Raw genomic sequence first — 19900 nt, 5'->3', positions numbered from 1 at the left:
ACCAAGATCCACACAACATCGCTGAAGTTGCTGCCTCGACACCCCCGCGAGACAGCAATTGCCCTGATGTTGCGCGGATCTTGCGCCCCGCGCCCCGCGCCCCGCGCCCCGCGCCCCGCGCCCCGCGCCCCGCGCCCCGCGCCCCGCGCCCCGCGCCCCGCGCCCCGCGCCCCGCGCCAAGATCGTGCTCGAACCAGGATGTAGTGGCCTCACCGACACGCCGACACCACTACATCCCGGATGTAGCGCGATCTTGCAATAGCGGTGCCTCACAAAGGGTGCATCCTTGCACTTTTCGGGCAGGAAACGCTCGGCACCGCCCCCGCCCTCGTTGATCCACTCGGTTTCACGGAAGTCGCGCTTTCCACCTCGCTCGAACACCGCGTTTTCAACAAAGCCGAGTGGATCAAGCGCCAGCACGGACACAGGCCACAGCGCACGCGCGAGCGCACACCCCACCGCACCCCGAACGCACGCCACGGCGCAGCCCGCCGGAGACACGGCGCACCACACGCGGCCGCTCCGTCACGGACGCGGACCCGCTACCGCGGGGAGGGTTTAGAGGGTCTGCACGGTGGCGATGCGTTCCTCAAGTTGCTCGATGGTCGCCTGGGCACTCGGCGGGCCACCGCAGAGTCGGCGTAGCTCGGCGTGGATCTTGCCGTGCGGCTGGCCGGTGCGGTGGTGTCGTGCGGCCACCAGAGCGTTCAGTTGGCGTCGGAGCGCCACGCGACGCTGGGCGGCACTCAGAGGTGCCGGTGGCGCTGCCGTAGGCGCAGCGGCAGGCTGAGCGGCCCCGTCGGCGGTACGGCGGCGTTGGGCGGCGAGCTGGGCGGCCTGCCGCTTGGTCAACAGCAGCGAAACCTGGTCGGCGGTGAGGAGGCCGGGCAGCCCGAGGTATTCCTCTTCCTCGGGGGTGCCGGCCTGGGCCGCGGTGCCGAACGACGCCCCGTCGAAGATCACCTGGTCCAGTTCAGCGGTGGCCGAGAGCGCGGCGAACCGCTTTTCCAGCTCGCCGCTGGCCTGGTCGTCGCGCTGCGCCCGTTCCAGCAGGTCGTCGTCGAGGCCGTCGGAATCCTTGGGTTTGCCGAGGACGTGGTCCCGTTCGGTCTCCATCTCGCTGGCCAGCCCGAGGAGGTGCGGCACGCTGGGCAGGAACACCGACGCGGTCTCCCCGGGGCGGCGGGCGCGGACGAACCGGCCGATCGCCTGGGCGAAGTAGAGCGGCGTGCTGGCGCTCGTGGCGTAGACCCCGACCGCGAGCCGGGGGATGTCCACCCCTTCGGACACCATCCGCACCGCCACCAGCCAGCGCTGGTCGGACGCCGCGAACGTCGCGATCCGGGCGGACGCGCCCTGGTCGTCGGAGAGCACCACGGCGGCCTTCTCGCCGGTCACCTGCTCGATCAACTTGGCGTAGGAGCGGGCGGTCTGTTGGTCGGTGGCGATGATCAGACCGCCGGCGTCGGCCATCCCCGCGTTACGCAGCACGGTGAGTCGGGCGTCGGCGGCCCGCAGCACCTGTGGCATCCAGTCGCCGGCCGGGTCCAGGGCGGTACGCCAGGCCTGCGCCACCAGATCCTGCGTCATCGGCTCGCCGAGGCGGGCGGCCAACTCCTCCCCCGCGTTGGTCCGCCACCGGGTCTCTCCCGAGTACGCCAGGAAGAGCACCGGCCGGACCACGCCGTCGCGCAGCGCGTCGGAGTAGCCGTACACGGAGTCGGCGCGGGAGCGCAGCAGCCCGTCCCCGCCCCGCTCGTAGCTGACGAAGGGGATCGGGTTGTCGTCGGAGCGGAACGGTGTGCCGGTGAGCATCAGCCGGCGTACGGCGGGTTCGAAGGCGTTCTTCACGCCGTCGCCCCAGGACCGGGAGTCACCCGCGTGGTGGATCTCGTCGAGGATGACCAGGGTGCGCCGGGTCATGGTGCGCCGGCGGTGCACCTGCGGGGCCATGCCGACCTGGGCGTAGGTGACCACCGCGCCGTGGAAGTCGGCCGCGGAGTGCAGGTCGGCGTTGCGGAAGGCGGCGTCGAGTTGGATGCCCACCCGGGCCGCGGCGTCGGACCACTGGTTCTTCAGGTGCTCGGTCGGTGCGACCACGGTGACCGCCTCGATGGTGCCGTCGGCGAGCAACTCGGCCGCGATCCGCAGGGCGAAGGTGGTCTTGCCGGCACCTGGCGTGGCGACCGCGGTGAAGTCGTCGGTACGCCGACGCAGGTATTCCACCAGGGCTTTACGCTGCCAGGAGCGTAGTGCCGGGAACGTCTCGAGCACCGGCGTCCGGGCTGCCACGCGAAGCTCCTCTCCGACCGCACGATCGCGGACCCCGGGCGAGGGCCACGAGTCCCGCCGCCCATGAAAACGCCTCCGCGCAGTAGCTGCCGCGAAGGCCGACTCAGCATAACCAGCACGGGCCCCGCGGCCCAGGCGACGCCACGCTGGTCACAATCCCGCACTCGAATCGAACAACTGCCGGACCGTCTCACCACTCCCGGTCGGTACGCGGATCGGCTCCACCGGTGCGCGGCGGGCGCAGGGTCGCCACCGGGGCGGACCAGCGTCGACGTAGTGCGATCAGGCGCAGCCCGAAGACCAGGACGGCGGCGGCGGTGAGCGGCGCGGGTCCGGTCTGCCCGGTGACGTACAGCAGCGCCACCGTGACCGAGCCGGCCAGCGCGGCAAGGGCGTAGATCTCCCGGCGCAGCACGACCGGGATCTCGGCGGTGAGCAGGTCGCGGGCGAGCCCGCCGCCGATCGCGGTGAGCATGCCGATGAGGCAGGCGCCGACGGCCGGCACCCGGGCGTCGAGCGCCTTGAGCGTGCCGGTGACGGTGAACAGCGCGAGGCCCGCCGCGTCCAGCACCAGCACCGTGGTGCGCAGTCGGGCCAGTTGGGGGTGCAGCCAGAAGACGGCGAGCGCGGTGATCGCGGCGGTGCCCGCGTACCGCCAGTCGGCGAAGGCCAGCGGCGGCACCTCGTCGATGACCAGGTCCCGGAAGATCCCACCGCCGAGGGCGGCCACGAACCCGACGAACGCGACGCCGAACAGGTCCAGCCGTTTGGCCACCGCCGCCGACGCCCCGGATGCGGCGAACACCGCGACGCCGGTCAGGTCGGCGAGGAGCAGGGGGGTGGAGGTGGTCACCGCCGCAGGCTACGTCGCCGGCCGGGACGCCGGCCCAGGATCACTCGCGGTACGAGTCGTAGATCTCCTTGCACTTGGGGCAGACCGGCGAACCCGGCTTGGCCGCCTTGGTGACCGGGAACGTCTCGCCACAGAGCGCGACGACGAAGGTGCCCATGACGGCACTCTCGGCGATCTTCTCCTTGCGGACGTAGTGGAACATCTCGGGACCGGTGTCGGCGTCCTTCAGTTCGGGACGCTCGAGAACCTCTGTGCTCACGTCTGCACCTCCAACCGTCAAGTTTGGCAGGTCATCACGGCCGGGTCCACCTGAGGCCGACCGGAGCCCGACCCCGTACGGTGCCCGTGTGACTGACTTTCACCTCAGCTACGGCACCGAGGTCGCCGAAGCCCTGCGCGACGGCCGGCCCGTCGTCGCACTGGAGAGCACCATCGTCTCGCACGGGCTGCCCCGGCCGGAGAACCTGCGGGTGGCCAGGGAAATCGAGCGGGCGGTCCGGGACGCCGGGGCCGTTCCCGCGACGATCGGCATGATCGGCGGCAAGCTGGTGGTCGGCCTGGACGACGCGCAGCTGACCCGGTTGGCCACTGTCGATGGAGTGACGAAGCTCTCCGTCCGCGACCTCGCGGTGGCCGCGGCCACCGGCGTGGACGGCGCCACCACTGTTGCCGCGACAAGCGCCGTGGCCGCCGCGGCCGGGATCGGGGTGTTCGCCACCGGCGGGTTGGGCGGGGTGCACCGGGAGGCCACGCACACCTTCGACGAGTCGGCCGACCTGGTCACCCTGGCCCAGACCCCGATCGTGGTGGTCTGCGCCGGCGTCAAGTCGATCCTCGACGTGGGCGCGACGCTGGAGCGGTTGGAGACCCTCGGGGTCGCCGTGCTCGGTTACCGCACCCGCCGGTTCCCCGGCTTCTACCGCACCGACGCCGGCTTCGATCTCGACTGGTCGGTGGACTCGCCGGAGCAGGTCGCCGACGTGCTCGCCGCCCGCGACGCGCACGCGCTGCACACCGGCGGGCTGCTCGTGGCCAACCCGCTGCCGGTCGACGAGCAGCTCGACCCGGACCTGCACGACCGGACGCTCGCCGACGGTCTGGCCCTGTTGGAGCGGGACGGGATCACCGGCAAGGCCGTCACCCCGTACCTGCTGGCGCACTTCCACTCGGCCACCGAGGGCGCGAGCCTCGCCGTCAACGTCCGGATCATCCTGCGCAACGCCGACCTGGCCGCGCGGATCGCGGTCGCCGCGGCGGCCCGCGACACCGCCGCCGCGGTATGACCCGACCGGCCCGGGTGGTCGTCGTCGGGGACGTGATCACCGATGTGGTCGCCGTGCTGTCCGGGCCGCTCGCGGCCGGCTCGGACACCCGAGCCGAGATCAGCATCGGCGGAGGCGGTCAGGCGGCCAACACCGCCGCCTGGTTGGCCGCGCAGCGGGTGGACGTCACGCTCGTCGGTGCCGTCGGTGACGACGACGCCGGACGGGACCGGGTGGCCGAGTTGGAGCGGGCGGGTGTCGACTGCGCGGTCGAGCGGGTCGAGGACGTGCCGACCGGCACGGTGATCGTGTTGGCGACCGACGACGAGCGCACCATGGTCAGCCAGCGGGGCGCGAACGTCCGGCTGAGCGTCGCGCACGTCGAGCGGTCCCTCGCGGCGGTGCCCGACGCCGGGCATCTGCACCTGTCCGCGTACACCCTCCTGGACGCCGGGTCGCGCGACGCCGGGCTGCGGGCGTTGGCCGCCGCCCGCGAGCGTGGGTTGACCACGAGCGTCGACGCGGCCTCCGCGGCCCCGCTGCGGCGGGTGGGCGCGGCGGCGTTCCTGAGTTGGGTACGCGACGTCGACCTGCTCCTGGTCAACGCGGACGAGGCCACGGTGCTGGCCGGCGGGCTGGACCCGGCGGCGCAGGGGCGGGCGCTGTCGGCGACGGCCCGGCGGGTGGTGGTGAAGCGCGGCGCGGCCGGCGCGGTCTGGGTCGACCGCAGCGCGGCGGTCTGGGTGGCTCCGGCCCGGCGGGTGGCGGTGCGGGACGTCACGGGGGCGGGCGACGCCTTCGCGGCCGGTCTGCTCACCGCCTGGCTCGCCGACGCCGCCCCGACCGTGGCGCTGAACCGCGCCACCGACCTGGGCGCGCTGGCCGTCTCCACGGTCGGCGCACGGCCACAGCCGTAGAGGTCGGCGCACGGCCACCGCCGTAGAGGTCGGCGCACGGCCACCGCCGTAGAGGTCGGCGCACGGCCGCGCCTCCCGAGTGCTCGGACCCTGGCCCGTTCGCGGGTCAGGGTTCGACGTCGATGATCTTGTGCGGTCGCTCCTCGGCGGTGAGGCTCATCGGCGGGGTGTCGTCCGTGTGCCGGCGGTGGAACCGGTTGGCCAGCCGGTGCTCTTCCTTCGGCGGCCGGTCGTTGGCCAGCAGCACGGCCAGCCAGGGGATGAGCGCCATGCCGAGGGCGCACAACGGCAGCCAGAGCCAGAGCAGCGGGGCGTTCGCACCGACCAGGATCGCGCCGGCGATGATGCAGGCCACCCGGATGCCCATCATCAGGACGTAGCGGCGCTGACGGCTGGTGAGCTGGTCACCCTGGCTGCGCGAGGCGTCGGTGATCAGAATCGGCTGGTAGGCCTGACGCTTCACCATGGACCTCCTCGAGGGGATTACGCCTCATCCTGTCACCGCGGGACCGTGATCAGCGAACTTCGACTCATCCCAGTACGTGTTACGCCCGTGGTACGCTCCGCGACGTGGGCAGCAGGTTCAGCTTCACCGACGAGGCGTTGGCCAACCTGAGGGTCTACGACGTCACGCCCGGGGAAGTCTGGGAGGCGCTGCACAGCGCCCGACGGGTCATCCGCCACCTGGGCGACGACGTCATGGTGGTCTATGCCGCCGCCCGTCGGGGCCGCCGGCTGGCGGTGCTGCTCGCCGAGGCCGATGGCACCGACAACGACTGGGACATCCTCTCCGCCCGCGAGTTGAGCGACGTCGAGTCCAAGCGCTACGACGAGGCCGTGCGGAGAGATCGCCGATGAGGAGGCCGTGACGATGCACCGAAACGACGCGACCAAGCAGTTCCACAGCGGCGACGACCGGATCGCCGAGCTGATCGACGAGGGCCCGGGGGTCGATCTCCCCGCCCCCGACACCGACGTGCCGATGGTGAGCCGGTCAGTCCGGCTGCCGCTGGAGACCTACGAGCGGGTGCGGGCCGCCGCCGACGCCCGGGGCATCGGGGTCACCACGCTGATGCGCCAGTGGATCGAGGCCGGCCTGGCCGACCTGGACGACTCCGCGACCGTCTCGCTCGCCGACGTCCGGCGCGCGCTGGCCTCGCTGGCACACCCGACCGCCGCCTGAGCGTCAGTCCCGCGCAGCCTTGGCCGCCGCCTTCATCTGCTGCTTGAACTCCCGCACCCGACGCAGCGAGTCGACGTCGGTGACGTCGGCCACCGACCGGTACGCGCCCGGGTCGCCGTAGTCTCCGGCTGCCGTGCGCCAGTCCTGTGGGGTCACCCCGAAGCGCTTGCCGAGCAGGGCCACGAAGATCTGCGCCTTCTGCCTGCCGAAGCCGGGTAGCGCGGAGACCCGGCGCAGCAGCTCCGGACCGTCGGCGACATCCGACCACAGCAGTGCCGCGTCACCGTCGTAGCGCTCGACGAGCACCTGGCAGACCTCCCGCACCCGGGCCGCCATCGCCTTCGGGAAGCGGTGCAGCGCGGGCGGCTGGGCGAAGAGCGCGACCAGGGCCTCCGGGTCGTACGCGGCCAGCTCCGCCGCGTCCAGGTCGTGGCCGAGCCGTTGGGTGAGCACGTACGGCGAGGAGAACGCCTTCTCCATCGAGACTTGTTGATCAAGGACCATCCCGACCAGCAGGGCCAGGGGGCTGCGCTCCAGCAGCCGGTTGGCCTCCGGGTCGATGGGCAGCACGAGCGTCATGCCGACCATCCTGCCCGGCGTACCGGTGCGGGCGGACACCGACGCTCCGATCGCACGACTGTGGCGCCCGTCTGCCACGCTCGACGCCATGCTGCGGACCGCCAGGCCGGGATCCCCGTACCACCGACTCGGCCGCACCGACCGGCACCGCTGGTGGCGGCCCCTGGTCGGCACCCTCGCGCTGCTCGCCTCGGCGGCGGTGGTCATGGGCCTCCTCTTCGTCGTCGCCGCAATCGTGGGCGAGCTCACCAACCGCCCGAACGACGCCGACGGGTTCCCCACCTTCGGCCCGATTCCGGACACCGCGCTGCTGATCGTCTCGCTGGCGCTGCTGCTCCCACTGGTGCTCGGCACCGCCTGGCTCGTACAGCGCCGGCCCGCCGGCACGGTCTCCTCGGTGCTCGGTCGGCTGCGGTGGGGTTGGCTCGGCCGCTGCCTGCTGATCGCCACGCCGCTGATCATCGTGATGCTGGCCGGCGCGGACCTCCTGCTCGGGCTGACCGACGAGGGTTCGGTCCTTGATCCGGTGGCGACGTGGGTGGGTTGGCCGGAATTCGCCGCCGGGCTGCTGATGGTCGTCCTGCTGGTGCCGTTCCAGGCCGCCGCGGAGGAGTACGCGTTCCGGGGCTGGCTGGTGCAGGCCGTCGGCGCGTACCTGCGCACACCCTGGCCCGGGATCGCCCTCCAGGCGGTGCTCTTCGCCGCCGCGCACGGCTGGGGCACGGCCTGGGGCTTCCTGGACCTGGTCTTCATGGGAGCACTCCTGGGCTGGCTGACGATCCGCACCGGCGGGCTCGAGGCCGCGATCGCGCTGCACGTGGTGAACAACCTGATCGCCTTCACCCTGGCGGCGGCGTTCGGCGGGCTGACCGCCGACGAGACGATGGCCGACGCCCCCTGGCAGCTCGTCGTCGTCGACGTGCTGGCACTGTCGGCGTACGCCCTGGTCATCGACAGGTTGGCGGCGCGGCGGGGGCTGGCGACTGTTGTGCCACCGGCTCTGGCGGCGCCCGGCGAGCCCTCGGCCCCGACCGGTGCGGAGCTGGGGCTGCCGAGCGTCGGGGTCGAATCTCGCGGGTGATGACGGCTGCCTCCGCGACGGCAGGCAGGATGTCGGGGTGGACGAACACGACATGCTGCTCTCCCCCGCCGGTGTCGACGCGCTGCGGGCCGCGCTGACCCGGACCGGCTTCACCGGCCACGGCATCGCCGAGCGGTTGGGCGCCCAGGCGACCGCCGCTGTCGGCCGTAACGACTACCGGGCCGCGCTGCGCGCCACCGAGGACGGCGACCCGCTCGGCACCCTGATCCGGGTGTTCATCTGCGACCAGACCGAACCGGAGGCCGCGGTGGCCGCCGCGCTGGCACCGCTGGGCCTGGCGGAGGCGCTGGCCGGCGGGCTGGTCGAGCGGTACGGCGACGGCCTGCGGGCCGGCGTCGACCTGGAGCCGTACGGCGAGGACTGGTGGGTGCTCGCCGACGTGCCCGCGAGTGCCCGGCCGGGTCGCCCGTTGCGCGCCGAGCACGTCCTCGGCGTCGGCGGGGCCACCCACACCCTGATCGGCGCGACCATGCGCCGGCCGGTCGACACCGCGCTGGACCTGGGGACCGGCTCCGGCGTCCAGGCTCTGCACCTGGGCACCCACGCCAGGTCGGTGACCGCCACCGACCTCTCCGAGCGGGCGCTGCGCTTCGCCGCGACCACCGCCGCCCTCAACGGTCAGGACTGGGAACTGCTCCGCGGTGACCTGGTCGCCCCCGTGGCCGGTCGTCGGTTCGACCTGGTGGTGAGCAACCCGCCGTTCGTGGTCGGTCCGGGCACCACCACGCACGTCTACCGCGACTCCGGCCGGGTCGGTGACGCGATCGGCGCCGAGTTGGCCGCCGCCGCCCCGGGCCTGCTCACCGAGGGCGGCACCATGCAGTACCTGGCGAACTGGGTGCACGTCGCCGGCGAGGAGTGGGACGAGCGGGTGGCCGGCTGGTTCGCCGGGACCGGCCTGGACGCCTGGGTGATCCAGCGCGAGGTGGCCGACCCGATGGCGTACGTCGACCTGTGGCTCACCGACGTCGGCGAGACCGCCGACCCGCAGCGGATGGCCGCCTGGCTGGACTGGTTCGACGCGCACAAGGTGGAGGCGATCGGCTTCGGCATCGTGTCCCTGCGCCGGGGCGGGCACGCCGACCCGGTGGTCCGGGTGGAGGACCTGCGCCAGCGGGTGCAGCCACCGCTGGGCGACCAGGTCGCCGCCTGGTTCGACCGCCAGGACTTTCTCCGGGTACGCGACACCGAGGCGTTGCTCGCCGAGCGCTACCGGGCCGCCGAGGGCCTCCAACTGCGGCAGGAGGCCACCATGGGCGACGAGGGCTGGGCGGTGGACCGGCAGGTCCTGGCGATGCCGCACGGCCTGCGCTGGACCGAGGAGATCGACCCGCTGGTGCTGGCGCTTGTCGGTGGCGCCGACGGACGCCTGCCGCTGCGTGACCAGCTCGCCCTGCTCGCCGCCGCGCACGACGTCGAACCCGACGAGATGGCCGAGGCCGCCGGCCCGATCGTGGCGCACCTGCTGGAGCGCGGTTTCATCGAGCCGGTGACCACGTGACTCGGGCCGCCACTGCGTGGACGGGCATTGCGCCGGCTTGCGGCTTCGCGACGGCTTCCGGCTTCGTGGCGGCTTGCGGCTTCGCGACGGCTTCCGGCTTCGTGGCGACCGGCGTGACGGTGGGCCGCTGATGCGTGCGGTGGTGCAGACCGTCGGGCAGGCCAGCGTGACAGTCGACGGCGAGGTGGTCGGCGCGATCGAGAACGGACTGCTGGTGCTGCTCGGGGTGACCCACACCGACACCGCGGAGACCGCTCAGACGATGGCCCGCAAGGTGCACGAGCTGCGCATCCTGGACGACGAGCGGTCCGCCGCCGACACCGGCGCGGCGATCCTGGTGGTCAGCCAGTTCACCCTCTACGGCGACGCGCGCAAGGGTCGCCGTCCAAGCTGGACGGCGGCCGCCCCCGCCGAGGTGGCCGAACCCCTGGTGACCGCCGTCGTCGACGCGCTGCGCCAACGGGGCGCGACTGTGGAAACCGGACGCTTCCGCGCCCACATGCTCGTCGAAAGCACGAACATAGGCCCCCGCACCCTCCTCCTAGACCTCTAACCCCCTCCCGCCCTCCCTCCCACCCCCACCCACCCTCCCACCCACCCTCCCACCCCCACCCCTCCTGGTTGATCATGAGGTTATTGCTCGCCACCTCGGCGTGTCGTGGCGATAACCTCATGATCAACGCGCCGAAGGGGGGTTAGGAGAAGAGGCCTCGGCGGGAGAGGGACTGGCGGAGCCAGTTGTCGAGTTCGGCGGTCCAGTCGGTGCGGTCGGCGGTGGCGTGGGCGACGGTGAACCGACCGAAGGCGTCCCGCCCCTCGGTGAAGACACCGCCGCGCTTGTCGACCTCCAGCACCACCTGCATCTGCTGGGCGTCGGCGATGAAGGTGACCTCCAACTGGTTGATCGAGCGGGCGTACTGCGGCGCCGGGCCGAACTCGATCTCCTGGTAGAACGGCAACGTCTGCCGTACGCCGTAGATGTGGCCACGCTCCACATCGGCACGCGCGAACCGGAAACCCAGTCGCAGTAACGCGTCCAGCAGTCGTTCCTGGGCCGGCAGCGGGTGCACCGACACCGCGTCCAGGTCGCCCTTGTCCACCGCGCGGGCGACCTCCAGCTCGGTACGCAGCCCCATCGTCATGCCGTGCAGGTGCTGCCCGTACAGCTCGGTGACGGGTGTCTCCCACGGCACGTGGAAGCGGAACGGGATGTCGTGGCGCTGCCCCGGCTCCAGCCGGAACGCGCCGGTGACCTGTTGACGGTGGAACTCCTGCGTGGTGTCGTAGTCGTTGTCGCCACTCTCGACCTCGACGCGGGTGACCAGGCCGAGGGCGACGTGGTCGATGTCGACCTGGTGGTCACCGCCGACCACCTGGATGCGGCCCTCCAACTGCCCGCCCGGGCGGCAGTTCGGGTTGGCCAGCACCGTCTCGACCGACGGGCCGCCGACCCCCATCGCCTTCATGAGCCGCTTGAAGACCACGCCGTCCTCCAACTGTGTCCGGGGCCGACCGCGGTGGCCGACCGTCCGCAACGTAGCCGGGGCGGGCAAGCACAGACCGGGGCGACACTCCGCACAACGATCCGACCAATTCCTGTCGGGTGCCCGATCGCCTCACTCCCGTTTTACGCCCTGCCCGCCAAGCTGTGTCTCACACCGGCACCACTGGGCCGGAGACACGGCACAGACGTGGAAACGGGGAGAGACAGAGATGGTCCTGCAGATGACGGAACACCGGACGCGCCCGGCCACCACGACCGACACCGACGGGACCTCCGAGGTCCTCGCCGACCTGGACGCCACCGACGAGCGTGGCATCTCGACCGACCTGGTCCGGGCGTATCTCAACGGGATCGGCCGGACGAAGTTGCTGACCGCCGCACAGGAGGTCGATCTGGCCCGGCGGATCGAGGCCGGCCTGTTCGCGGACGAGAAGCTGGCCACCTGCACCCCCGTCTCCGAGGAGTTGCGGGCCGACCTGGAACTCGTCGTCGCGGAGGGCCGGGCGGCCAAGGACCATCTGTTGGAGGCGAACCTGCGGCTGGTGGTCAGCATCGCCAAGCGCTACACCGGACGCGGCATGGCGTTTCTCGACCTGATCCAGGAGGGCAACCTCGGCCTGATCCGGGCGGTGGAGAAGTTCGACTACGCCAAGGGTTACAAGTTCTCCACGTACGCCACCTGGTGGATCCGGCAGGCGATCACCCGCGCGATGGCCGACCAGGCCCGCACCATCCGCATCCCGGTGCACATGGTCGAGCAGGTCAACCGGATGGTCCGGGCCCGCCGTGAGCTGGCGGTGACGCTGGGCCGCGAGCCCACGGTCGCCGAGGTCGCCCACGCCCTGGAAGTCCCCGAGATCCAGGTCATCGAGCTGATCTCCTACGACCGGGAGCCGGTCAGCCTGGACCAGGCCGTCGGCGACGACGGGGAGAGCGCGCTCGGCGACTTCGTGGCCTCGGTGGACCCGCGTACCGAGCCGAGCGACGCCGCCGCCCAGGGCGAGCTGCGTAACGAGGTCAGCATCGTGCTGGCCACCCTGTCCCAGCGGGAGCAGGCGGTCATCCGGTTGCGGTTCGGGCTGGACGACGGCCGGCAGCGCACGCTCGACGAGGTCGGCCGGGAGTTCGGCCTGTCCCGGGAGCGGATCCGGCAGATCGAGAAGGTGACGCTGCTGAAGTTGCGCGCCCCGGAGCGGGCGCAGCGCCTGGAGGCGTACGCCTGCTGACGCACCCGATTCCCACGGAAGGCCCTGGCGGTTCGCCAGGGCCTTCCGTGCCGCTGTGGTGCTTGACGACGGCACCCATCCACGATAAAACCAACTGGTTATAGAACCAGGAGGTTATGAATAGTGGACACGGAGCTGTTGGATGCGACCTTCGCGGCGCTGGCCGACCCGACCCGGCGGGCCATCCTCGCCCGACTCGCGGCTGGGGAGGCGACCGTGACGGAGCTGGCAGCGCCATTCGAGATGAGCCAGCCGGCCATCTCCAAGCACCTCCGGGTGCTGGAACGCGCTGGTCTCGTCAGCCGGGGTCGGGACGCCCAACGCCGCCCGTGCCGACTGGAGGCCCGCCCCCTGCGTGACGCGACGGCCTGGCTCGCCACCTACCGCGACTACTGGGCGGAGAGCTACCAGCGCCTCGACGTCCTGCTCGACGAGCTCCAGTCCGTCGACGGCACTGAGCATCGGCCCGCCGGACCGGACGGGACGGGCGAGTGACAGGCGTCGACGAACCGCTGGTCGTGCGCACCCCGGGCGACCGGGAGATCGTGATGAGTCGGCTGTTCGAGGCGCCGGCGCGGCTGGTGTTCGCCGCCTTCACCCGACCCGACCTGCTGGTCCGGTGGTACGGCGCACACGGATGGCGGCTGGCGGAGTGCGACGTCGACCTGCGGGTCGGCGGTCGGTGGCGGTTCGTGTCGCAGGGCCCGGAGGGCGCACGGATGGCCCAGGCCGGGGTCTATCGACGGGTCGAGCCGCCACACCGACTTGTCTACACCGAGCTCTTCGACGACCAGTCCTACCCGGGCGAGACAGTTGTCAGCCACGAGTTCACCGAGGTGGCCGGACGAACGACAGTCACCACCACGCTGCTCTACGCCACGGCGCAGGGACGGGACACCGTGCTGCGCTACCCGATGGCGCGGGGGGTCGGGCAGAGCTTCACCCGACTGGCCGACCTGCTGCGCTCCGCAACGACGACAGAGGAAGAGCACCCATGAACTGGACACTCGAAGTGGTGATCGTGCCGGTCTCCGATCTGGACCGGGCGAAGAAGTTCTACGCCGACCAGCTCGGCTTCACTGTCGACCACGACACGGTGATCAATGACGAGGCGCGCATCATCCAGCTGACCCCACCCGGCTCCGGCTGCTCGATCGTGATCGGCAAGGGCGTCGTCCCGGACATGCCACCGGGCTCGCTCAAGGGCCTGCAACTTGTGGTGCCCGACCTGGAGCGGGCACGCACGGAGCTGGTCGAGCGGGGGGTGGAGGTGAGTGAGATCCAGGTGCTGGGCGCCAGCCCGACCCCCACGCCACACCCACTGGACAACGTCGGCTTCGTCTTCTTCACCGACCCGGACGGCAACTCCTGGGCGGTGCAGCAAATCTCCAGCCGCGCCTGACCAGTGCTACAACCGGCGGGGGCCGGTGTCCGGGCGGGTGGCCTCGCCGCCCACCCGGACCTGGGCGTGCAGGACCGCGATGCCGTCCGGGCGGGCGAGCACCGGGTTGAGGGTCAGCGACCGCACGCGGGGCTGTTCGTCGGCGAGCCGCCCCACCCGCAGCAGCAGGTCGGCCAGGGCGGTCCGGTCGACCGGCGCGGCACCCCGGTGCCCGCGCAGCAGTGGCGCCGCCCGGGGCTCGTCGACCAACTCGGCCGCGTCGGTGTCGGTCAGCGGCACCGCCCGCCAGGCCCGGTCGCCCAGCAACTCGGTGGCGACCCCACCGAGACCGAAGCCGACCACCGGCCCGAACGCCGGATCCTCCACCAGCTCCACCACACAGGCCACCCCGGGCGGGACCATCGGCTGGACCAGCGCGCCCGCACCGAAGGCCGTGGCCAGCTCGGTGTACGCCCGACGAAGAGCCGGCTCGTCGGGCAGGTCGAGCCGGACCGCGCCGAGGTCGAGCCGGTGCCGCAGCCCGGGGGCTGCCGCCTTGAGCGCCACCGGATAGCCCAGCAGCGCCGCCGCGTCGACCGCCGCGTCGACCGAGTCGACGGGCACCGACGCCACCACGTCGATCCCGTACGCGGCCAGCAGCGCACCGGGGTCGGTGGCGTCGGTGCGGAACGCGGCAGGCGCGGCGTCCCGATCGACGCCTGGCAACTCCGGCACGACCCCGGGCGGGCGGCGCAGCCACTCGGCGTAGCGGTGCACCCGGGCGAGAGCCCGCACCGCCTCCTCCACTCCCCCGTACGCGGGCACCCCCGGCGGCAGTTGCCCGACCAGAAACGTCGCCACGGTCGGCTTGCCCAGCGCGAGGGCCGCCGGTAGGGCTGCGGTCACGTCGGCGTCCACCTCGGTCCGCTGGCCGGGCAGCGGCGGGGCGAAGACCACCACCAGGGCGTCCACCTGGTCGTCGCCGGCCGTCTCGGCGAGAGCGGCGGCGAACTCGGCGGCACCGGCGCTCGGCCCGACGTCGCGGGGATAACCGTCGGCCACCGTGAGGCCCTGTCCGACGCAGGCGGTGGCGGCCAGGCCGGTCAGGGCCGAGGAGTTGCCCACCACACCGACCCGGCCGCCGACCGGCAACGGCTGGTTGGCCAGCAGCACACCCACGTCGAGCAGCTCCGGCACGGTGTCCACCCGGATCACCCCGGACTGGGCGAAGAGCGCGGCCACCGCCACCTCGTCCGGCCCGGCGGTGTCACCGACCCCCACCGGGCGGGCCGGCGAGGCGAGCGCGACCACCGGTTTGGCGCGGCCGATCCGTCGGGCCAGCCGGGCGAACTTGCGGGGGTTGCCGAAGGTCTCCAGGTACAACATGATCACGTCGGTGCCGGGATCGTCCTGCCAGTACTGCAGCAGGTCGTTACCGGAGACGTCGGCCCGGTTGCCGGCCGAGACGAAGCTGGACAACCCGAGGCCACGCCGGTCCGCCTCGGCGAGCAGCGCCACCCCGAACGCGCCGGACTGGCTGAAGATGCCCACCCGACCCGCCGGCGGTAGTGCCGGGGCGAGGGTGGCGTTGAGGCGTACCGTCGGGTCGGTGTTGGCCACGCCGAGACAGTTCGGGCCGACGACCCGCATGCCGGCGGCGTGCGCCGCGCGGACCAGCGCCCGCTGCGTGGCCGCGCCCTCGGCCCCGGCCTCGGCGAAGCCCGCCGAGATGACCACCAGGCCGTGCACCCCCGCGGCGGCGGCGTCGGCGACCACCGCGGTCGCCACCTCCGGCGGGACCGCCACCACCGCCAGGTCCACCGGCGTGCCGGCATCAACCGCCGACGGGTACGCGGGCAGGCCCGCCACTGTCGACGCGCTCGGGTGCACCGGCACCACCGCGCCGGTGAAACCGCCGTCGCGCAGATGCCCCAGCACCGCCGCGCCGACGCCCTGGCCGGTGGCGCTGGCGCCGTAGACGACGATGCCCCGCGGGGCGAGCAGGCGGGCGATCGAGCGGGCCTCGGTGCGGTGCTCCCGGCCGCGCTGCACCTCGAGCGTGGCCTCGGTGGGCGCGATCGGGAAGCTCAGGTGCACCACACCGTCGGCGTACTCGCGTTGGACCTGGTAACCGAAGTCGGCGAAGACCCGCAGCATCGTCCCGTTGCTCGGCAACACCTCGGCGACGAAGCTCATGATGTCGTTGCGGCGGGCGGTCTCGGCCAGGTGCTCCATCAGCACCGAACCGATGCCCCGGCCCTGGTAGGCGTCCTCCACCACGAAGGCCACCTCCGCGTCCGGCGCCTGCGGGCCGAGCCGCTCGTACCTGCCGACCGCGACAATCCGGTCGGCGGCCAGCACCACGAACGCCTCCCGGTCGTGGTGGTCGACGGTGACGAACCGGATCAGGTCCCGTTCCGGGATGCGGGGGTACGGCGAGAAGTACCGAAGGTAGCGGGTGCGCTCGGAGAACCGGCTGTGCATCGCCACGATGCCCGGCGCGTCCGCCGGGTCGATCGGACGCAACTGGACGGTGCTGCCGTCGCTGAGCAGCACGTCCACCGGCTGGTCCACGGTCGTCACCGGCGCAGCCCTCCCGCTCCGCTCAGTCCCGCGGATCGTGCGGATCGAGCCCGAGCAGCGGAAAGACGGCCTTGCGGGTCGCCGCGATCGCCCGGTCCACCGCGTTCGGCTCGCCGGTCGGCTGCCACGGCTCGTACGACGGGTCCGCGTCGTCGGTCATCCGCAGCGGCACCTCCCGGCCCAGACGACGGGACGCGGCCAACTCCCGCCAGCCCGGCGGGGTGAGCGTCGCCGGGTCGATCGCGGCACCGGTGGCCACGGCCAGCAGGTGACTCCAGGCCCGGGGCACCACCTCGACGAGCGCGTATCCGCCGCCGCCGGTGGCCACCCACCGGCCGTCGCACAACTCGTCGGCGAGCGCGCGCATCGCCAGGTAGGTGGCCCGCTGCCCGTCCACCGTCAGGTTGAGGTCGGCGAGCGGATCCAGTCGGTGCCCGTCGGCGCCGCACTGGCTGACGAGCACCTGCGGCCGGAACGCGCGCAGCACCGACGGCACGATCGCGTGGAACGCCCGCTGCCAGCCGGTGTCGTCGACACCCGGCGGCAGCGGCATGTTGACGACGGTGCCCTGCGCGCCCGGCCCGCCCGTCTCGTCCGCGAACCCGGTGTACGGGAACAGGGCGAGCGGGGTCTCGTGCAGGCTGACCGTGAGCACCCGGGGGTCGTCGAAGAAGACGTGCTGCACGCCGTCGCCGTGGTGCACGTCGACGTCCACGTACGCGATCCGCTCCGCGCCCAGGTCGAGCAGGCGGGCGATGGCCACCGCCGGGTCGTTGTAGACGCAGAAGCCGGACGCGCGGGCGGGCATCGCGTGGTGCAGGCCGCCGGCCACGTTCACGGCCCGCCGGGCGTCACCACGCCAGACCGCCTCGGCGGCGGCCACCGTCGCACCGGTGATCAGCGCGCTGGCCTCGTGCATCCCCTCGAAGATCGGGTTGTCGGAGGTGCCCAGCCCGTACCCGGCGAAGAGCGGATCGCGGGGCGCGGCCCGCACCGCGGCCAGGTAGGCCGGGTGGTGCACGCGGGTGAGCAGGGCGTCGTCGGCGGGCTCCGGCTTGACCATCCGCACGCCGGGCCGATCCAGGATGCCCAGCTCGCGGGCCAGCGCGACGGTCAGCTCCACCCGGACCGGGTCGAGCGGATGGTCACCCATGTCGTAGGCGAGCAGCGACTCGTCCCACACCACCACCGTGTCGTCGGACATGAGCCCATCGTCGCACGAGGACCGTCGCCGACCCACCGCACGCGCTGGTCAGCGCCCGGATGTCGGCCCGGGGGCGACCGGGCGCGTCGGATCGGCCACCCAGTTGCTCCACGATCCGACGTAGAGGGCCGCGTCGGTGCGGCCGGCCAGGTGCAGCGCGAGCACCGCCTGCGCGGCGGTCACCCCGGAGCCGCAGTACGCCCCGACGGCTCGCGCCTCGGTCGCCCCGACGGCGGCGAACCGCTCTCGCAACGCGTCGGCGGCCGGGAAGCGCCCGTCCGGGCCGACGTACTCGCCGGCGGGCAGGTTCGCCGCCCCCGGCACGTGCCCGGCGACCGGGTCGATCGGCTCGACCTCACCCCGGTAGCGGGGCGCCGCCCGGACGTCGAGCAGCACGGCGTCGTCCGCGGCGGCCAGCTCGGCGGCCTGCCCCGCGTCGAGCACCGGAAGATCACCGGGGCGTACCACGACGTCGCCGGGGGTCGGGGTGGGCGCGGCGGTGGAGACGGGCCGGCCGGCGGCGACCCAGGCCGGGTAGCCACCGTGCAGCAGGCGCACCTGCCGGTGTCCCGCCCAGCGCAGCGTCCACCAGGCCCGCGCGGCGGCCAGGCCGTCGCCGCCGTCGTACACCACCACGGGGTGACCGGCGCGGACGCCGGCGGCCCGCAGCGCGGCCTCCAGCGTGGCCGGGTCGGGCAGCGGGTGCCGACCGCCGGCGCCGGGCGGCCCGCAGAGCGCGGTGTCCAGGTCGACGAAGACAGCGCCGGGCAGGTGGCCGGCGCGGTAGTCCTCGCGGCCGGGCGGGCCGACGAGCCGCCAGCGCACGTCGAGCAGGGTGGGCGGATCGGCCTGGTCGAGCTCGGCAGTGAGCTGATCGACCTCGACCAGCGGCTCCTGGGTACCGGACATGGCGACCATCCAACACCATTCACGTCGAGGGCACGCGGTTCGGCGGGGGCCGTGGGCCCGCCTCCCGAGGTAGCATCTAGCACCGGAGGGCCGCTGACGTTATGAAGTCTCACGACCTGGTCGATACGACCGAAATGTACCTGCGCACCATCCTCGAACTGGAAGAGGAGGGGGTGCCGCCGCTGCGTGCACGGATCGCCGAACGGCTGCAGCAGAGCGGCCCCACCGTGAGCCAGACCGTCGCCCGGATGGAACGCGACGGCCTTCTCACCGTCGAGGGCGACCGGCACCTGGCGCTCACCGTGCAGGGCCGCAGCAGCGCCGTGTCCGTGATGCGCAAGCACCGCCTCGCCGAGCTGCTGCTGGTAAACGTCATCGGGATGCCCTATGAGGAGGCCCACGAGGAGGCCTGCCGCTGGGAGCACGTGATGAGCGACGCGGTGGAGAAGCGGGTGTACGACCTGCTCAACCGGCCGACCCGCTCCCCGTACGGCAACCCGATCCCGGGGCTACAGGAGCTGGGCTCGCCGGTGGCGGAGGCCACCGAGGCCGTCGAGAGCGAGCGCAACCTGGCCTTCCCCGGCCTCTCCGGGACTGTCGTCGTGCGCCGGATCTGCGAGAGCGTGCAGAAGGACGCCGACGTGCTGCGTCAACTGCACGCCGCCGGTGTCGACCCGGGCGCCACGGTGACCGTGGCACAGGAACGCGACGGGGTGTCGATCGACAGGTCCGGCGACCGGGTGCGACTCCCCCGCGAGGTCGCCTCCCGGGTCTTCGTCGCCGCCAACTGACCAACCGGCCGCCCGGGCGTCACAGCGCCCGGGTGTCCACCTTCCTGGCCAGCGCGGCCAGGTCACCTGTGATCTTCTCCGCCGCCGAGCGTTCGCTGCCACGCGCACCGGTCCAGCTCAACGTTGCGAGCCGCCCGTCGGCGGCCAGCCAGCCCACCTCGGCGACCGGCCCGTGCCCGCTCGCCGCGGCGGTGGTCCGCCGGTACGCCTGCTGACCCACCCCGGTGACCTTCGCCGCCCTGTCCGGCACCACGTCCGCACCGAACGTCACCTTGTCGATCGTGGTCTCTGACACAGTGAGCGTCAACTCCGGCAGCGCCGCGCCCCCGGTCCGCACCACACAGGTGTGCGTGTCGCCCTGCTCGCTGGCCGCCGCCACGTCGAAGCGCACCTTCACCAACTGCTCGATCACCGCGAAGTCCAACAACCGGCAGGCACCGCCCGAGGAGGCCGCCACCACCTCCACGGCGATCGGCACCGGCGGCGGCAGCACCGCCGCCGGCTCGGCCTCGGCGGCGCAGCCGCTCACCAGCAGCCCCGCCAGCCCTCCGACCACGATCCGCCCGCGCACGCTCCACCCTCCGCCGAATGTCCGTCGGCCACCGTACGGGGT

The 19900-nt window shown here is 72.8% G+C and carries 22 protein-coding genes; 12 read left to right on the top strand and 10 right to left on the bottom strand.

All coding sequences use genetic code 11. The annotated features are described in order from the left end of the window. Positions 1-558 precede the first annotated feature (558 nt). From ACGFH8_RS32750 to ACGFH8_RS32740, 3 genes are all read right to left on the bottom strand, one after another. Positions 559-2292: a DEAD/DEAH box helicase gene (locus tag ACGFH8_RS32750; RefSeq protein ID WP_393374963.1), complete on the bottom strand. Its 1734-nt coding sequence runs from the start codon at positions 2290-2292 to the stop codon at positions 559-561. 190 nt (positions 2293-2482) lie between these two features. Further along, positions 2483-3145 (bottom strand): trimeric intracellular cation channel family protein, encoded by a 663-nt coding sequence (locus tag ACGFH8_RS32745; RefSeq protein WP_393374961.1) that lies wholly within the window; start codon positions 3143-3145, stop codon positions 2483-2485. A gap of 40 nt (positions 3146-3185) precedes the next feature. After that, the gene (locus tag ACGFH8_RS32740) at positions 3186-3404 is read right to left on the bottom strand and encodes a DUF3039 domain-containing protein (protein WP_007456912.1); all 219 of its coding nucleotides are present in this window, start codon (positions 3402-3404) and stop codon (positions 3186-3188) included. An 88-nt stretch (positions 3405-3492) separates the two neighbouring features. Here ACGFH8_RS32740 and ACGFH8_RS32735 point away from each other — a divergent pair, with 88 nt between their 5' ends. Both ACGFH8_RS32735 and ACGFH8_RS32730 read left to right on the top strand, forming a co-directional pair. Then, a complete protein-coding gene (locus tag ACGFH8_RS32735) occupies positions 3493-4428 on the top strand; it encodes a pseudouridine-5'-phosphate glycosidase (RefSeq protein ID WP_393374959.1) in 936 nt (311 codons plus the stop codon). Then, on the top strand, positions 4425-5324 hold the full coding sequence (locus ACGFH8_RS32730; RefSeq protein ID WP_393374956.1) for a carbohydrate kinase family protein: 900 nt from the start codon (positions 4425-4427) through the stop codon (positions 5322-5324). Before ACGFH8_RS32735 ends, ACGFH8_RS32730 begins: the two co-directional genes overlap by 4 nt. Positions 5325-5430: 106 nt before the next feature. Here the strand turns inward: ACGFH8_RS32730 and ACGFH8_RS32725 are convergent, their stop codons facing one another. After that, entirely contained in the window at positions 5431-5790 is a 360-nt protein-coding gene (locus tag ACGFH8_RS32725) for a DUF3099 domain-containing protein (protein ID WP_393374954.1), read from the bottom strand. A 104-nt stretch (positions 5791-5894) separates the two neighbouring features. Between ACGFH8_RS32725 and ACGFH8_RS32720 the strand changes: the two genes are divergently transcribed. Further along, a complete protein-coding gene (locus ACGFH8_RS32720; protein ID WP_124771959.1) occupies positions 5895-6182 on the top strand; it encodes a hypothetical protein in 288 nt (95 codons plus the stop codon). A gap of 13 nt (positions 6183-6195) precedes the next feature. After that, positions 6196-6507 (top strand): hypothetical protein, encoded by a 312-nt coding sequence (locus ACGFH8_RS32715; RefSeq protein ID WP_088951534.1) that lies wholly within the window; start codon positions 6196-6198, stop codon positions 6505-6507. A gap of 3 nt (positions 6508-6510) precedes the next feature. On the opposite strand, the gene ACGFH8_RS32710 is transcribed toward ACGFH8_RS32715, so the two are convergent. Continuing rightward, a complete protein-coding gene (locus ACGFH8_RS32710) occupies positions 6511-7095 on the bottom strand; it encodes an HhH-GPD-type base excision DNA repair protein (RefSeq protein WP_393374951.1) in 585 nt (194 codons plus the stop codon). Between ACGFH8_RS32710 and ACGFH8_RS32705 the strand changes: the two genes are divergently transcribed. The 3 genes from ACGFH8_RS32705 (at position 7067) to dtd (ending at position 10242) form a co-directional block, all read left to right on the top strand. Beyond that, positions 7067-8167, top strand: coding sequence for a CPBP family intramembrane glutamic endopeptidase (locus tag ACGFH8_RS32705; protein WP_393374949.1), 1101 nt, complete (start codon positions 7067-7069; stop codon positions 8165-8167). The genes ACGFH8_RS32710 and ACGFH8_RS32705 overlap by 29 nt on opposite strands. Before the next feature lie 37 nt (positions 8168-8204). Beyond that, positions 8205-9689 carry a methyltransferase gene (locus ACGFH8_RS32700; RefSeq protein ID WP_393374946.1) on the top strand — a complete coding sequence of 495 codons (1485 nt, stop codon included), beginning with the start codon at positions 8205-8207 and terminating at the stop codon, positions 9687-9689. 130 nt (positions 9690-9819) lie between these two features. Continuing rightward, positions 9820-10242, top strand: a complete 423-nt coding sequence (gene dtd, locus ACGFH8_RS32695) for a D-aminoacyl-tRNA deacylase (RefSeq protein WP_393374944.1) — start codon at positions 9820-9822, stop codon at positions 10240-10242. 142 nt (positions 10243-10384) lie between these two features. Here dtd and ACGFH8_RS32690 read toward each other — a convergent pair whose 3' ends face one another. Continuing rightward, positions 10385-11173, bottom strand: coding sequence for a sporulation protein (locus ACGFH8_RS32690; RefSeq protein WP_393374941.1), 789 nt, complete (start codon positions 11171-11173; stop codon positions 10385-10387). A 229-nt stretch (positions 11174-11402) separates the two neighbouring features. Between ACGFH8_RS32690 and sigB the strand changes: the two genes are divergently transcribed. The 4 genes from sigB to ACGFH8_RS32670 all read left to right on the top strand — a co-directional run bounded on the left by sigB (position 11403) and on the right by ACGFH8_RS32670 (position 13821). Further along, positions 11403-12419: an RNA polymerase sigma factor SigB gene (gene sigB, locus ACGFH8_RS32685; protein WP_393374939.1), complete on the top strand. Its 1017-nt coding sequence runs from the start codon at positions 11403-11405 to the stop codon at positions 12417-12419. A 123-nt stretch (positions 12420-12542) separates the two neighbouring features. Continuing rightward, positions 12543-12914 carry an ArsR/SmtB family transcription factor gene (locus ACGFH8_RS32680; protein WP_393374937.1) on the top strand — a complete coding sequence of 124 codons (372 nt, stop codon included), beginning with the start codon at positions 12543-12545 and terminating at the stop codon, positions 12912-12914. Positions 12915-12967: 53 nt separating this feature from the next. After that, positions 12968-13417 (top strand): SRPBCC domain-containing protein, encoded by a 450-nt coding sequence (locus ACGFH8_RS32675; RefSeq protein ID WP_393375150.1) that lies wholly within the window; start codon positions 12968-12970, stop codon positions 13415-13417. Beyond that, complete coding sequence (locus ACGFH8_RS32670; protein ID WP_393374934.1) at positions 13414-13821, top strand: VOC family protein; 408 nt, start codon at positions 13414-13416, stop codon at positions 13819-13821. The genes ACGFH8_RS32675 and ACGFH8_RS32670 overlap by 4 nt, the downstream gene beginning before the upstream one ends. A gap of 6 nt (positions 13822-13827) precedes the next feature. On the opposite strand, the gene ACGFH8_RS32665 is transcribed toward ACGFH8_RS32670, so the two are convergent. The 3 genes from ACGFH8_RS32665 to ACGFH8_RS32655 are packed head-to-tail and all read right to left on the bottom strand — an operon-like array spanning position 13828 to position 18496. Continuing rightward, positions 13828-16383 (bottom strand): GNAT family N-acetyltransferase, encoded by a 2556-nt coding sequence (locus tag ACGFH8_RS32665; RefSeq protein ID WP_393374931.1) that lies wholly within the window; start codon positions 16381-16383, stop codon positions 13828-13830. A gap of 22 nt (positions 16384-16405) precedes the next feature. Beyond that, on the bottom strand, positions 16406-17587 hold the full coding sequence (locus ACGFH8_RS32660; RefSeq protein ID WP_393374928.1) for an acetoin utilization protein AcuC: 1182 nt from the start codon (positions 17585-17587) through the stop codon (positions 16406-16408). 48 nt (positions 17588-17635) lie between these two features. Next, positions 17636-18496 (bottom strand): sulfurtransferase, encoded by an 861-nt coding sequence (locus ACGFH8_RS32655; protein WP_393374926.1) that lies wholly within the window; start codon positions 18494-18496, stop codon positions 17636-17638. A 101-nt stretch (positions 18497-18597) separates the two neighbouring features. On the opposite strand from ACGFH8_RS32655, the gene ACGFH8_RS32650 reads away from it, so the two are divergent. Continuing rightward, a complete protein-coding gene (locus ACGFH8_RS32650) occupies positions 18598-19287 on the top strand; it encodes a metal-dependent transcriptional regulator (RefSeq protein WP_393374923.1) in 690 nt (229 codons plus the stop codon). 19 nt (positions 19288-19306) lie between these two features. Here the strand turns inward: ACGFH8_RS32650 and ACGFH8_RS32645 are convergent, their stop codons facing one another. Next, positions 19307-19858 (bottom strand): hypothetical protein, encoded by a 552-nt coding sequence (locus ACGFH8_RS32645; RefSeq protein ID WP_393374920.1) that lies wholly within the window; start codon positions 19856-19858, stop codon positions 19307-19309. Positions 19859-19900 lie beyond the last annotated feature (42 nt).

Origin of the sequence: Micromonospora sp. NPDC049175 (assembly GCF_043197345.1) — a bacterium.
In the GTDB taxonomy this organism is placed as follows: domain Bacteria; phylum Actinomycetota; class Actinomycetes; order Mycobacteriales; family Micromonosporaceae; genus Micromonospora.
The sequence above is the reverse complement of the archived record's forward strand: the minus strand, read 5'-3'. Positions and strand labels throughout refer to the sequence as shown.

What these genes read in the sequence shown, in the direction of transcription:
- ACGFH8_RS32730 (WP_393374956.1), top strand. Translation starts at nt 4,425, where the DNA reads ATGACCCGACCGGCCCGGGTGGTCGTCGTCGGGGACGTGATCACCGAT.
- ACGFH8_RS32725 (WP_393374954.1), bottom strand. Translation starts at nt 5,790, where the DNA reads ATGGTGAAGCGTCAGGCCTACCAGCCGATTCTGATCACCGACGCCTCG.
- ACGFH8_RS32715 (WP_088951534.1), top strand. Translation starts at nt 6,196, where the DNA reads ATGCACCGAAACGACGCGACCAAGCAGTTCCACAGCGGCGACGACCGG.
- ACGFH8_RS32705 (WP_393374949.1), top strand. Translation starts at nt 7,067, where the DNA reads ATGGGCAGCACGAGCGTCATGCCGACCATCCTGCCCGGCGTACCGGTG.
- ACGFH8_RS32710 (WP_393374951.1), bottom strand. Translation starts at nt 7,095, where the DNA reads ATGGTCGGCATGACGCTCGTGCTGCCCATCGACCCGGAGGCCAACCGG.
- dtd (WP_393374944.1), top strand. Translation starts at nt 9,820, where the DNA reads ATGCGTGCGGTGGTGCAGACCGTCGGGCAGGCCAGCGTGACAGTCGAC.
- sigB (WP_393374939.1), top strand. Translation starts at nt 11,403, where the DNA reads ATGGTCCTGCAGATGACGGAACACCGGACGCGCCCGGCCACCACGACC.
- ACGFH8_RS32675 (WP_393375150.1), top strand. Translation starts at nt 12,968, where the DNA reads ATGAGTCGGCTGTTCGAGGCGCCGGCGCGGCTGGTGTTCGCCGCCTTC.
- ACGFH8_RS32670 (WP_393374934.1), top strand. Translation starts at nt 13,414, where the DNA reads ATGAACTGGACACTCGAAGTGGTGATCGTGCCGGTCTCCGATCTGGAC.
- ACGFH8_RS32660 (WP_393374928.1), bottom strand. Translation starts at nt 17,587, where the DNA reads ATGTCCGACGACACGGTGGTGGTGTGGGACGAGTCGCTGCTCGCCTAC.
- ACGFH8_RS32655 (WP_393374926.1), bottom strand. Translation starts at nt 18,496, where the DNA reads ATGTCCGGTACCCAGGAGCCGCTGGTCGAGGTCGATCAGCTCACTGCC.
- ACGFH8_RS32650 (WP_393374923.1), top strand. Translation starts at nt 18,598, where the DNA reads ATGAAGTCTCACGACCTGGTCGATACGACCGAAATGTACCTGCGCACC.